The organism is Streptomyces uncialis, from assembly GCF_036250755.1.
Classification (GTDB): domain Bacteria; phylum Actinomycetota; class Actinomycetes; order Streptomycetales; family Streptomycetaceae; genus Streptomyces; species Streptomyces uncialis.
The window spans coordinates 3,814,754-3,828,566 of record NZ_CP109583.1 but is presented as its reverse complement, the minus strand read 5'-3'; the positions used below and the strand labels follow the sequence as shown (position 1 = coordinate 3,828,566).

General features: G+C 69.3%; 4 protein-coding genes and 1 pseudogene. 3 read left to right on the top strand and 2 right to left on the bottom strand.

From position 1 onward, the window contains the following. Positions 1-164: 164 nt before the first annotated feature. The gene (locus tag OG711_RS15735) at positions 165-3,812 is read right to left on the bottom strand and encodes an FG-GAP repeat domain-containing protein (RefSeq protein ID WP_329559529.1); all 3,648 of its coding nucleotides are present in this window, start codon (positions 3,810-3,812) and stop codon (positions 165-167) included. Between the two features lie 530 nt (positions 3,813-4,342). Here OG711_RS15735 and OG711_RS15730 point away from each other — a divergent pair. Next, positions 4,343-11,692 (top strand): polymorphic toxin-type HINT domain-containing protein, encoded by a 7,350-nt coding sequence (locus tag OG711_RS15730; protein ID WP_329559528.1) that lies wholly within the window; start codon positions 4,343-4,345, stop codon positions 11,690-11,692. 113 nt (positions 11,693-11,805) lie between these two features. Then, on the top strand, positions 11,806-12,198 hold the full coding sequence (locus OG711_RS15725; RefSeq protein ID WP_329559527.1) for a hypothetical protein: 393 nt from the start codon (positions 11,806-11,808) through the stop codon (positions 12,196-12,198). A gap of 30 nt (positions 12,199-12,228) precedes the next feature. Here OG711_RS15725 and OG711_RS15720 read toward each other — a convergent pair. Further along, positions 12,229-12,584 (bottom strand): annotated as a pseudogene (locus tag OG711_RS15720) (tyrosine-type recombinase/integrase); the annotation flags it as partial. Positions 12,585-13,050: 466 nt separating this feature from the next. Between OG711_RS15720 and OG711_RS15715 the strand changes: the two are divergent. Continuing rightward, positions 13,051-13,767 (top strand): class I SAM-dependent methyltransferase, encoded by a 717-nt coding sequence (locus tag OG711_RS15715; RefSeq protein ID WP_329559526.1) that lies wholly within the window; start codon positions 13,051-13,053, stop codon positions 13,765-13,767. The last annotated feature ends 46 nt before the right edge of the window (positions 13,768-13,813 follow it).

The window sequence follows — 13,813 nt, the reverse complement described above, 5'->3', positions numbered from 1 at the left end:
GGGAGCGCGGAGTGCCCAGGGCGTCCGGGGACGCGGAGTGCCCGGGAACGCGAAGGACCGCCCGGACGGTGTGTGTCCGGGCGGTCCTCGGTACGGGGTGCTTCGCCGGGTGACCGAGGGGCGGTCGGCGTACGGCCGACCGCCCCTCGGTCACCCTTCGTCCGTCATCCCACGGCGATCCGTGTCCTCCAGCGGCTGTTGGGCACGATCATCATTCCTCCGTCCCCGGTCAGCGCCGTCCGCGAGCCGGGGTGGAACCGCACGGACCCGTCGGAGCGCACCGCCCAGATGTCCGGGACGGAGTCCCCGTCGGCGTCCGGTGTGCCCATCACGAACGGCACACTCGCGACCGTCCAGTTGGCCGAGCCATAGACCGTGTCCACCCCGCCCAGGGAGTTCGCCTCGCTGGCGAGGGAGACGAGGTCCGTCCCGCCGCCGGTGGCGGGTTTGCCCTTGCGGAGCCGCAGCTTGCCGACGTCGGACCGGTAGACCAGGTCCGCGACCCCGTCGCCGCTGACGTCGTGCCCGGAGACGATGTCCCGTTCCAGCCAGGGCGCGGAGGTCAGTCGGGTCGCCTGCTCGACGGTCGCTCCGTGGTACCCGGTGAACACCCACAGGGCGTCGCCGACGGTGACGAAGAAGTCGGTCCGGCCGTCTCCCGTCACATCACCGGCGGCCACGATCTGGGTGAACGACGCGGGTGAGGGCGCGTTTCCCGGGAGCAGGATCTCGCGCCGCCGGTCGATGTTGACGGCGCCGTACCCGTCGCCCGGGTAGACCCACAGGCGGCCCCCGACCCTCACCACCAGGTCCTGGAGACCGTCCCCGCCGTACAGGTCCCCGTTGTGGGTGATCAGCGCACCCTTGAAGTGTCCTGACGCGGCGGGGACGTAGGGCGGCTTGTCGTCCCCGTTGGGGTCCTTGTCCGGGTTGGCCCGGTAGGCCCCGGACATCGAGTAGTCGAGGTCCCCGGTGCCGCGCTCGACCTGGTCGCTGTGTCCCTGGGACGGGTAGAGCGCGAGGTTGCCTCCTTCGGTGACGACCATCATGTCGGGCAGCCTGTCACCGGAGAAGTCCCCGGCGGCGTCGGCCTGGTCGCGGGGTGTCACATAGAAGAAGTACTTCGTGGGCTGGGAGACGTTGCCCGCCTGGTCGATCACCCGGACATAGAGGACGTTCGGGCCGGCGGCCGGTGGCTTGGCGTTGGAGATGGTCGCGCCGGTGCTGGTGCTGGACCCGGCGGTCCGGTTCACCGATCCGGTGTAGACCTCCGAGTTGAACCCGTACTCGTAGCGCACGACGTCGCTGTTGAGGGCGCGGACGGTGAACGTGCCGGGCGTGCCGAACTTCTTCACCGACCAGTTGCTGTCCTCGCCGTCGTTGCCGAACCCGTTCTCCGCGCTGTCCGCGTTCGGGAAGTCGGTGGAGCTCACCCGGGGAGGCTTGGGCGCGTTCTTGTCGTAGACGAACCGGCACGGGGTCTGTGCGGGTGTGTAGGAAGAGGTCGCCTTCGCGTCGTCGACGGCCCGCACACGCCAGGAGAACACGGTGCCGCTGGCGAAGTTCTTGATGGAGTGGGCGCTGGTGGTGCGCAGCGCCGCGTCGCGGTCACCGCCGACGTCGATCCTGCCGGCCGAGCCGAGGCGGTCACCGCCGTTGTCCCAGCTGCCCGTGGGCCAGAGGTCGAAGTCGAGGTAGTCGAGATTGCCGTCCTTGTCGGATGCCCTGGCGGTGAGGGTCACGGCGTCCGCGCCGACCGCGACGTACGGCTTTGTGGTGGTGCACTTGGCCTCGGGGCCCAGGTCGAGGTGGGTGGGGGTGTCGGGCCGGCGGTTGTAGACGATCTCCAGAACCGGCCCGCCGTTGACGGCCCGGAATTTCTTCCAGGCGTACTGGGAGTTCTCGTCACGGGCCCGCATCCCGAACGTGATGGTGTCGTCGTCGCCGGCGTCGACGCGCTTCTGCACGGCGGCGCGCAGACTGAAGTTCACATGCTTGTCCGGGCAGGCGGCCTTGTATCCGTTCGCGAAGCTGCGGGTCACCTGTTTGTTGCCGTCGTGCAGTTTCGGGGCGTTGCGCCAGTTGGTGCGGCCGTTGACCTCGCTCGTGAGATGGACGCTCATCGACCGTGGGCTGCACGACCAGGAGTAGGTCGACAGGGTGATCAGCACGGCGCTCTTGATCTGGACGCCGTCCAGCCGGCCGCCCAGGCCGATGTTGAAGAACGAGCGGGAGGTGCCCCAGGTGTCGGATTCGTAGCCGACGCGGGCCTCGTGCGTGCCGCCCTTGTTGAATCCCTTGCCGTTGTAGAACGTGGCGTTGGGGTGCCTGCTGTAGGCGGTGGTCCAGCTCACGGTCGGCTTGGTGAAGGCCGGGTCGACGAAGACGGGATAGGTCGTGGCCGGGTCCGCAAGGAACTCCTGGTCCGGTGTCAGGGTCCAGGACGCTTCGCCGAGGTCCGACTCGATCACCTCGCCGCGGGAGTCGGGCGCGGGTCCGTTCAGGGACGGCAGACCGAGGGTCTCGGTGGTGCCCGTCCGGGAGGGTTCGGGGGTCGGCTCGGCCGGGGCGGTCGGCAGTACCGGCTCTGCGGGCTCGGTCTGCGGACCGTCCGTCGCGGTCGGCAGGACCTCCCCTTCAGGGTCGGCCTGCTCGTCGGATTCGGGCGGCAGTTCCGAGGGGCTCGGGCTCTGCTCCGGCACGGTGGGGCCGGGGTCCGCCGGTCCGGACGTCTCCGCTTCGGTCGGCTGGGCGCTGGCCCCCACCTCGCCGTCGGTGACCGCGGGCAGTCCGCTGCTGTCCCACATCAGGGGGGAGGGGGAGAGGGCGGTTTCCTCGCCGTCCGCGTCGTGTGCGCTGACGACGCCCGACAGGGGGTCGAGCCGGAACGAGAGCGTCTCCGAGCTGAGTCCGTAGTCGAGTCGTTGCGCGAGCGGATGGGCCGCGGCCTGGCGGTTCTTGAGCACCAGGACGGGGGCGAAGCCGATGTCGTCGGCGGTCAGCACCAGATCGGCGCCCGGGAAGATCTCCGGGTACAGGGCGCGGTTGCCGTCGATGACGGGCACGGGCACGGTGCCGGGCCAGGTGAGTTGGATCGTGTGCGTCCCGACGTACATCGTGGCGAGCGGGTTGGCGGAGGCGGTGTTCGCGGGCGCCTGCCCGGGGCCCTGCCGGGGGACGGCGTGCTGGAGCGGGCCGCGCGGCGCGGTCCTGGACGCCCGGTCGGCGGACCCGCTCCGCTGTCCGCCTGTGGCAGAAGAGCCTATGGCAGAAGAGCCCGCGGCCGGTGAGCCCGCAGCCGGTGAACCTGCGACCGGTGGGCCCGCGGCCGGTGAGCCTCCGGACCGTGAACCCGCCGAGAAGACGAGTCGCGTGTTGGAGAGGGTGGGCTCCCAGCCGTGGCCGGTGCGCCGCAGATCGAGGTCGATCGGGAGCCAGCTGTCGCCCGATCTGGCGTGCACGGCTGCCGAGTGGAACTGCGTGGCCATCAGCCCGTCCGGCCGGGCCCATGTACGGGAGTTGGCCGTCCGCGCCGCGGTGGCCTCGGTCTTCCGTCCCGTGCGCGCGGCCTCGGCCGCCGCGTCGGGCTCCGTCACCGGGGCGGCGGCGGGCTTGCGCGCGGCGGTGCCGGGGCCGTCACGGTCCGGCGGGGAATCGTCGGGGCGCAGAGCGGTGTACGCGAGACCGCTCGCGACGACCGCGGCCGCCAGCACGGCGGCGGTGGTGGCCCGGCCCGGGGCCCGGGCGCCGGGTGTGCCGGGCCGGTCGCGCGGGCGGAGCCATGCGCGAGGTGTGCGCGTCGTACGCGTCATGGGTTCCTCTTCCCCCTGGAGTCCGGAGCGCGGGGCGGCCGGAGCTGTGGACCGGCCGCACCCCTGGATCTCCCCGATCCGTGAACTGGGCGTGGCGAGGCGAGCCGATGATGGCTCAATCCGGGCCCCCCGTCACCCTCCGGTCATCGGCGGAGCGCGCTCCGTGCGGGAACCGAGCGGGCCTCCCTTCACTCCTGAGGGCGGGGAACGACGCTCGGCCGACCTGGGGCGACGGGCGAACGAAACACTGTGAAGTGGGCGTATTCGTGACGAACTGACGGGCTGTTGGTCCAGCTATGCAGTCATCAGTCGTACATGCACGATCAGTCGGCTACACCTGACTTTCATGGCGTATATCACCTGATGAACCGTCAGTGTGTGTTCGAATCCTTACGCACCGTGATGATGATCACAGAGTCTCGACATCTCTGGCGTACCTCCACACGACGGACACACAATCTGCGCCATTGCTACCGCCATCACGCGTGGTCCTCTCCGGCCCGCTCCGAACGGTCCGGAGGGATCTCGCCGTGTTCGGTCGTCCTCTTTCGTCTGTCCCGCGCCCGGCCCGCCGCTACCGCCTGGCCGTCGTCCCGGCCGTCAGCGCCGCACTGCTCGTGGGGCTGCTGCCCGCCACCGCGTTCGCGGTGCCGCCCGTTCCGGCCACGGGCGAGGTGGTGGGCCGCGACACCCTGAGCCTCGAAAGCCTCACCAAGGAAGTCCCGCTTTCGGGCGCGACCAGCAACCGGGACATCGAGACCCTCCGGGCCGACGCGGCGCCCGCCGACCAGCAGCAGGTGCCGGCAGGCACCGCCACACCACCGCCCGCGGCCGGTGCCTCGGTCTCCTTCGGCTCCCCGGCCGGCCCCGCCACGGCCCCACGGCAGGCGCCCGTCGGCGGGGCCGCCCGGAGCGCGGCGGCCGAACCGCCACCTCCGGTCCCCGTGGGCACCCTGCCGGTCAGCCTCGGACAGGCACCCGACCAGCCCGCGCCCACCGGCACCTGGCAGGTCGCCATCGCCGACCGCACCGCTCCCGTGTCGGCGGGCATCGACGGGACGGTCCTCACGATCCAGGCCCCGGCCACCGGTTCGGTGCCCGTCCGCGTGAAGCTGGACTACACCAAGTTCACCAACCTGTACGGCGCCGACTGGTCGTCCCGGCTGCGCCTCGTCCAGTTCCCCGAGTGCTATCTGACGACGCCCGCCGAAGAGGAGTGCCAGCAGTACGAGCCGCTGGAGACGGCCAACGACTCGCTGGCCCGGTCGCTCACGGCCACGGTCGACACCACGGCCGACGGCAGCGGTACCCCCGCCCCGCCGCTCTCGGGCGCCTCTGCCCGCTCCGGCGACGCCGCGGGCGCCGTACCCGCCCTGTACCGGAAGACCGGCAGCGCCGGGGCCACCCGGGCCGCCGCCACCGGGGACCGGACCGTCATCGGCGCCGTCGACTCGGGAAGCGGCGCGGGCGGCTCCTTCAAGGCCACCCCCCTCGCCTCCAGCGGCAAGTGGGAGGCGGGTGGTTCCTCGGGCGGCTTCGCCTGGACCTACCCGGTCACCGTCCCGGCCGCACCCGCCGGTCCCGCCCCGTCCATCGCCCTCGGCTACAACTCGCAGTCCGTGGACGGGCGTACCTCGGTGACCTCCCCGCAGGCGTCCTGGATCGGCGACGGCTGGGACTACGACCCGGGCCACATCGAACGCCGGTACCGCCCCTGCGAGGACGACCGCAAGCCCCTCGACCCGGGCACCACGAATCCCAAGGCGCCCAACAACACGGCCAAGAAGGACAAGACCAGCGACCTGTGCTGGGTCTCGTACAACGCCGTGATGTCGTTCGGCGGCAAGACCACCGAACTCGTCCGGGACGCCCCCGCGGGCAGCGACCCGGAGACCGCCACCGAGATCTACCGTCCGCAGAACGACGACGGCACCCGCGTCGAGCGGCGTGTCGGCGCCACCAACGGTGACAACAACGGCGAGTACTGGGTGGTCACCACGACCGACGGCACGGTCCATTACTACGGCCTGCACGAGGTCGGCGGCGGCCACGCCGTCACCGACTCCGTCTCCACCGTGCCGGTCTTCGGCAACCACCCCGGCGAGCCCTGCCACGAGGCCACCTTCGCCGCGTCCCGCTGCGGCACCGGCAAGCAGCAGGCCTGGCGCTGGGGCCTGGACAAGGTCGTCGACGTCCACGGCAACGCCATGGTGATCGACTGGCAGCAGGCCACCAACCACTACGCGGTGAAGAAGAAGTTCAAGACCCCCGAGGCATACGACCGCGGCGCCTACCCCGATCACATCGAGTACGGCATGCGGGCCGACAACCTCACCAAGCCGTCCGCCAAGGTCGACTTCGTGGTCGCCGAACGCTGTCTCGCCTCGGCGACCGTGTGCGCCCCGTCGAAGTTCGACCAGACCGGTGACCCGGGTGCGTACCTGGCCTGGTGGGACACCCCGGGCAATCTGAACTGCAAGGCCACCTCCGACCTCTGCCCCTCCTTCCCGTCGTTCTGGAGCCGGGTCCGGCTGTCCGAGATCACCACGTACGGCCAGCGCCCCGGATCGGCGGCCCTCCAGAAGACCGACACGTACACCCTCGGCCAGTCGTTCCCGCAGGACTGGTACAGCATGGCGCCGGGCCTGTGGCTGGACTCGATCTCCCGTAAGGGCTTCGGCCCCGGGGACACCGAGGGCACCCCCCAGTCCAAGGACGGCGTCAACTTCGCCCGCTACACCGTCGGCTCGGGCTCCCCCCTCAACAAGTGGCTCAGGGACCGGCAACTGCCCAATCTGGTGAAGAAGCCGGGCCGCGACGAACGGCCGTCGTTCACCCGGCCCCGCATCGGCTCCGTCGCCACCGAGGCGGGCGGCGAGATATCCGTCGAGTACACCGGCGGCTGCCGGACCGAACCCACCACGGACAAGGGCCGCGGCAACGACACCTGCTACCCCGTCCGCTGGTCCCCGGACGGCGAGGTCGACAAGCCCGCGAAGGCGTGGTTCAACAAGTACGTGGTCGCCGCCGTCACCGAGCTCGACAAGGTGACCACCCACGGCAACCCCGTCCACACGAAGTACACCTACGAGGGGCCCGCCTGGTCCCGGGCCGACGACGAGTTCCAGCCCCTCGCCCTGCGCACCTACAGCGACTGGCGCGGCTACCGGCAGGTCAGCACCACCAAGGGCATGAAGAGCATCACCCCGGCCGCGGATGACGAGCCCAAGTCCCACTCCCTGACCCGCAGCCGCTACTACCTCGGCACCGGCGAGGATCTCAAGGACTCCAAGGACGCCCCGCTGGGCAAGGACGAGCGCCAGTACGCCGGAATGACCGCGGAGACCATCGTCCACGAACACTCCCAGGGCAAGGTGGTACAGCGTTCGGTCAACCGTCTGTGGTCCAAGGAGACGGCGTCCCGCGCACGCGAGGCCGACGGCGGCACCGCGCTGACCGATCTGAAGGCCCACCGCACCGGCATCCGGCGCAACGACACCATCCAGAACCTGGACAACGGGAGCTGGCAGGCGGTGCGCGAGACCAGCGAGGTCGACGACACCTATGGGCTGCCCGTCGAGACCGAGACCTCGGTCGTCAAGCCCACCGCGGGCGGCGGCGAGACCCTGTCCGACCAGCGCTGCGCCAGGACCTCCTACGTCCACAACACCACGGACTGGCTCATCGGACTGGCCAAGGAGGTCCGCAGCACCGCCACGCCGTGCGCCGGCTTCGCGGGCGCCGACCCGGCCACCGAACTGACGGGTTCGGTCCGCACCAGCTACGACGGCCTCGCCCACGGGGCGACCCCCACCAAGGGCTCCCCCACCTCCGTCGCCGGCATCAACGGCGACGGCACCGCCCACTCCGTCACCTCCACGCTCACCTACGACCCGCTCGGCCGACCCCGCAAGGTCACCAACCCGCTGGTGGGAACCACCGAGACCCAGTACACCCCTGGCGACGCGGGCGGCCCCGTCACCTCCACCAGGACGATCAACGCCAAGGGCCACACCACCGTCACCACGCTGGACCCGGCCCGCGGACTCCCGCTCACCGTCACCGACCCCAACGGCCGCGTCACCCGCACCGAGTACGACGACCTGGGCCGGCTGACCAAGGGCTGGTCCGCCTCCCGATCAGCCGGCGCCCAGAACGCGAATGTCGAGGTCTCCTACCAGAACGCCACCGCCACCGCGAGCAAGACCTCACCGGCCGCCGTCACCGTGCGCACCCTCAAGGACGACGGCGGATACGGCCGGCAGGTCACCCTCTACGACGGCCTCCTGCGCCAGATCCAGACCCAGACCGAGGCACACGGCCCCGGCCGGATCATCACCGACACCAAGTACGACCAGCGGGGCCTCGTCTCCGAACAGACCGGCGGCTATGTCGCCAAGGGCGAACCCAGCACGGATCCCTTCCAGGTCAGGTCCCCGACGCTGATCCCCAGCACGGTGAAGTACACCTACGACGCCCGGAACCGGGTGACCCGGCAGACCGTCGAGCACGGCCGCAGCCAGAAGTACTCGACCACCACCAAGTACGCCGACACCAGCACCTACGTCGACCCGCCCGGCAGCTCCACCCCCGCCATCCGCACCTACACCGACCCGCTCGGCCGGGTGGAGGCCGTCCGGCACCACACCGGCTCCGGCGAGTCCACCTGGCGCGCCACCAGCTACACCTACGACCCGCGCGGCAACCGCAGCAAGGTCACCGACCCCGAGGGCAATGTCTGGGCGTTCACCCACGACACCCGAGGACGCCTCACCGACACCGTCGACCCCGACAGCGGCACCACGCACACCGAGTACGACGACGCGGACCGGCCCGTGTCCGTCCGGGACGCGAAGCAGCGCACGACCCACACCGAGTACGACGAGCTGAGCCGCGTCACGAAGATCCGCCACGGTTCCGCCACGGCCGATCCCGCCAAGGAGTTCACCTTCGACGGGGCCGGCGCCCTCGGGCTGCCCGTCGCCTCGATCCGCCACACCTCGGCCGGCGACTACATCGACCGGGTCACCGGCTACGACACCGAGTACCGGCCCACCGGCCGGCAGACGGTGATCCCGTCGAACCCGATGACGACAGGCCTGCACGGCACCTACACGTACGGGTACGCGTACACGCCGACCGGCAAGCCCCACTCCGTGACGCTGCCCGCCAAGGGCGGCCTCGCCGCCGAGAAGGTCGTCACCCGCTACAACGAGGACGGGCTCCCCGAGACCACGTCCGGCGCCAACTGGTACACCTCCGACGTCACCTACTCCCCGTACGGAGAGGTGATGCGGGTGGTCAGCGGCTCCCAGCCCGACCGGCTGTGGACCACCAACTTCCTGGACCGGGCCACCGGACGCCTCCAGCGCACCGTCACCGACCGCGAGACCGCCGGACCGCACCGGGTGTCCGACGGCTACTACTCCTACGACGTCACCGGCGCGATCACCTCGCACGCCCGCAAACTCGGTGACTCGACAGGTCCCTGGGACAACCAGTGCTTCACGTACGACACGATGCGCCAGGTCACCCACGCCTGGACCTCCAAGACCGAGCCGACCGGCACCGGGAAGGGCTGCGCGGCCCAGAACGGCTCCACCTGGGGCCACCGCACGGACGGCGCGCCCTCCAGCGGCCCGGTCGCCGAGGCCCTCGGCAAGCCCGCCGCCCCGGGCAGCACCCTCACCACGTCCCTGGCCGCCGCCGCACCCGCCACGGGCACGGTGGCGGGCGGCGCCAACGGCTACCGGCAGTCGTTCACCTTCGACGCCATCGGCAACCGCGCCACCATGGTCGAACACACCCCGGCAGACGCGACCAGCGGCGTCACCCACACCTACCGGTACGGCAAGCAGGTCCCCGGCAACGGCACGGCCCCCGCCACGTGGGTCCAGCCGCACACCCTCACCTCGGTCACCCGGTCCACCGGCGACGGCAGCACCTACGCGTACGACGCCCTCGGCAGCACCACGACACGTGATCTGCCCGCCACGACACAGCAGTTGGACTGGACCCAGGAGAACAAGCTCGACTCCGTCACGGACACCGTCTCCGGGACGACGACCCGCTACGTCTACGACGCGTCCGGCAACCGTCTCCTGGAGAACTCCTCCGCGGGCTCCACCCTGTACCTCGGCGAGACCGAACTCACCACCAACGCGACCGGCTCCATCACCCGCGCCTCACGCACCTACGCCCACCCGGGCGCCCCGTCGGTCACCCGCACCACCAACAACGGCTCCACCACGGCCCACATCCGCAGCGCCCTGATCACCGACCACCTCGGGACGGCCAACACCACCGTCGAACTCACCGGCAACCAGCCGGTCACCCGCCGCGCGTCGAAGCCGTACGGCGAGGCCCGCGGCCCCCAGCCCACGAGCTGGCCCAACAAGCGCGGCTACCTCGGCGTCGGCATCGACGACAAGGTCACGGGCCTGACCCATATCGGCGCCCGCGAGTACGACCAGTCCACCGGCCGCTTCCTCTCCGCCGACCCGATCATCGACTTCGCCGACCCGCTCCAGATGAACGGCTACGCGTACGCCAACAACACCCCCGTAACCTCCAGCGACCCCACCGGGCTGTGGACGGACGACGGCGCAGGCAAGAGCGAGCCGCACCCCAAGGAGAAAGGCGAGAAGCGCTCCAACATAGGCATCCCGCGCGGCGGAACAGGTCCCGGAGGCTGCTATCACACCTGCGGCAGGCCATCCGGTGGCAGTTCAATCGGCAACGCCGGTGGCGGAGCCACTGGCGGCGCTGGTGGCGGCGCGACCGGTGGTGGAGGCTCGGGCCGTGGATACGGGAACAGCAGCGGGCACCTGGGTAATCAAGGGGGCGGTGGCGGAACGTCAGCGCCGGCCAAGAAGCAGACCAACAAGTTGTGGAACATGGGCGTCTCCTTCCTGGGCGGCACCAAAGATATGGCCGTCGATGTATTTGTTCCCGACTTCGACACCATAGGGGAGTGCTTCAGCAACCCAGGTCTGGGGAACTGCATTGACGCCACTCTTGAACTCCCGATCCCTGCACTCAAGGGTGTAAAGATCGCGACAGAGGGAGGCAGTAGGGTCTCCAAGTTCTTCAAGGGCAAACCGAACCCTCCGTGCAGCAAGTGTTTTCTGGCCGGAACCGCGGTTCTCTTGGCCGATGCATCGGCCAAGAACATCGAGGAAATAGAGATCGGCGACCAGGTCCTGGCCGCGGACCCCGAGACCGGGGAGGCAGGGCCCAGGGAAGTCACGGCACTGATCCGCACTCAGGGCGAAAAGTTCTTCAACGACCTGTCGATAGCCACCGAGGATGGCGTCCGGAAACTTGCCGCCACCCATGACCACCCCTTCTGGTCCCCCTCGGAGGACGCCTGGCTGGAGGCCCGCCAGCTCAAGCCCGGCATGACCCTGAGCACGGACGACGGCGACACGGTCATCGTCACGGGCAACCACGAGTACACCCGCCACGCACGCACGTACAACCTGACGGTCGAGGACCTGCACTCGTACTATGTACTGGCGGGGCAGACTCCGGTCCTGGTTCACAATTCCGGAGGGGCGTGCAAGGAAGTAACCCTGCCTAGCTTTGACAGCTTCGAACAAGCCCGCAACAAAGCGCTTGATCTGTTGGGTGAGGTTGATCCAGCTACTCGGCAGCCGTACATCGGACGTCTCGAATCTGCGCCGACGACCTACGGCAAGGTAGTGGGATTCACTACTCGGGTTAACGGTGAATTCAAGAGGTTCAGGATGGATTACGATCCAGTGAAGGGTCCCCATGTCAACGTGGAAGTCGGCAAGGGGGACTCGGCGCGTAAGTGGGCAGTGCCATGGAATGGGACAGAAGACGATTTCGCGAGAATGCTTGGCGGTAATTCGTGACGCTCGACGATGTATACGGAACCAGGCCGGACCTCCTGCCCAAATCTATGGTTCGAGTGGTTCGTGCAGATCAGCAGGGTGACCGACGGCTAACGTGGGTTGGCCGGCCGGGTGTGCAGCTGCTGAACCTGGATCGGCATCTCCAGTACGAGCGCGAAAGCCTCAGTCATTACCCGCGCAGCTCCGACGGTGCGATCGCGTGGGGCGCGGTGGCTGATGGTTTGGTGCTCAGCTCGATGGAGTCGGGTTCCATCGAGCTGAGCACCGTAATCCAACAGTTCGCCCCGAAGGCTGGTAGCCTAATCTTTTTCTGGGAGAGCTTGGCGGTTCCGAGTGTAGAGATGGGGCTTGAATTCTCCATCTCTCACCTGCCGGATATCGCAGAATCCGTACCGGAATTCTGGGTCTATTCTCCAGGTGACCGCATTGTGGTGGAAAGTTCGTTCTCTGGCGTAGTGACTGTGGCCCATATTCCTGTGGAAGCAGATGGCCAGAGTCCCGCGTAACGCCGTTTGACGGCAACGCTGACGGCAACGTCAGCGGACGACCACCGCTGAGGGCGGCGGCTCTTCGGAGTCGTCGCCCTCAGCCAGTGCGTCGCTCAGGGTGTCGATGGCCTGGCGCTGGAGGCGGAGTCGGACGTGGGCGTAGACGCCGGTGGTGACGCCGATGTGGGCGTGGCCGAGGAGTTCCTTGATGACGACGAGGTCGATGCCCTGTTCCAGAAGCAGGGTCGCGGTCGAGTGTCGAAGGTCGTGGAAGCGGATGGTCCGGAGCTGCGCGCGGTGGAGGAGACGGCGGAAGCGGCGGGTGAGGTTGGTGGGATCGAGAGGTCTACCGGTGGGGTGGTGAAGACGAGCCCGTTGTCTGTCCAGCCTGTCGATGAACACCTTGCGCCCATCCCCGTGCTGCCCGTGCCGACCTGATGGCGTTCGTAATGCACAACCCCGGATACCTCCGGGCCGGAGTCTGGCCGGTGAGCCCGCTGGTCCACCCTCGGATCGTTCGGTTCATGGAGCAACTGCCACATGAGCACAAACGTCGAAAGTCCCTGTTCCGTGAGCGGATGCGACGGGTCGGCCTGCCCGCATGGGTGGCGAGTCCGGCCGAGCCGGAGAACTTCCTCGCCGTGCTGGAGAAGGGCCTGCGCTGCCACGGTCTGCCCGCACTGGACGAGATGCTGAAGGAATCGGTCCTGGTGGACCTCGGCTACGTTGACGGCAAGACTCTCGCCCGGGCACGCACGGAGGGCCGATGCCGTCCCGCTCGTCCCCGACCTGTTGTGCGACGTACTCGCCCTGGAGATCGGACTGAGAAGCCTCATGTGACCAGCCCCCCCCGCAGGGAAGCCGAACACCTTGGAAGTCACCAACCTCCTGTACCGGGACCCGGCCCTCTACGACTTCGTCCAGTCCGACAGTACGAGCGCCGAGAGAGTCCACGAGCTGATCCGGCGGTACCGGCCGGACGCCCGGACTCTGATCGACTTCGGATGCGGTACCGGACGGGACCTGGAGGTCTTCGCCCAGCACTTCGCATGCGTCGGCGTGGACCTCCAGCCCGGCATGGTCGGCCACGCCCGCCACATCCGGCCGGGGCTGGACGTCCGCACCGGGGACATGCGCACGGTACGGCTCCGGATGCTCATGGACGTGGTGACCTGTATCGGCAACAGCCTCGCCCATGTGCGTGACGACAAGGGGATCGGTCAGGTCTTCGACACCTTCGCGGCCCACGCCGGACCGGGCGCGCTGCTCGTGCTGTGCTCTCCCATCGCTCCGATCACCCGGGCCGGGCCGACCACGGCCACCGTCGACACCCCGGGGGGACCGGCCACGGTCACCGTCCGGCACTCGTGGGACCCGCGGACCCGCATCAACACCACGCATCGGCACTGGGTGCTCCCCTCGGGCGACGAGGCCCAGGACGAGATCCCCCGGCGGGTCCTGTTCCCGCAGGAGCTGGAACGCTGTGCGGAAGCGTCCGGCTTCGAGGTCCTGGACATGTCCGACGGCACAGGGGCGGGGCTCACCGGCCCGACCGCGTACACGGTGGCCCGGCGCGCCCAGCGGTGAAGGCGGTGCCAACCCCGTGGGCCGAACCCCGACGGCGATGACTACG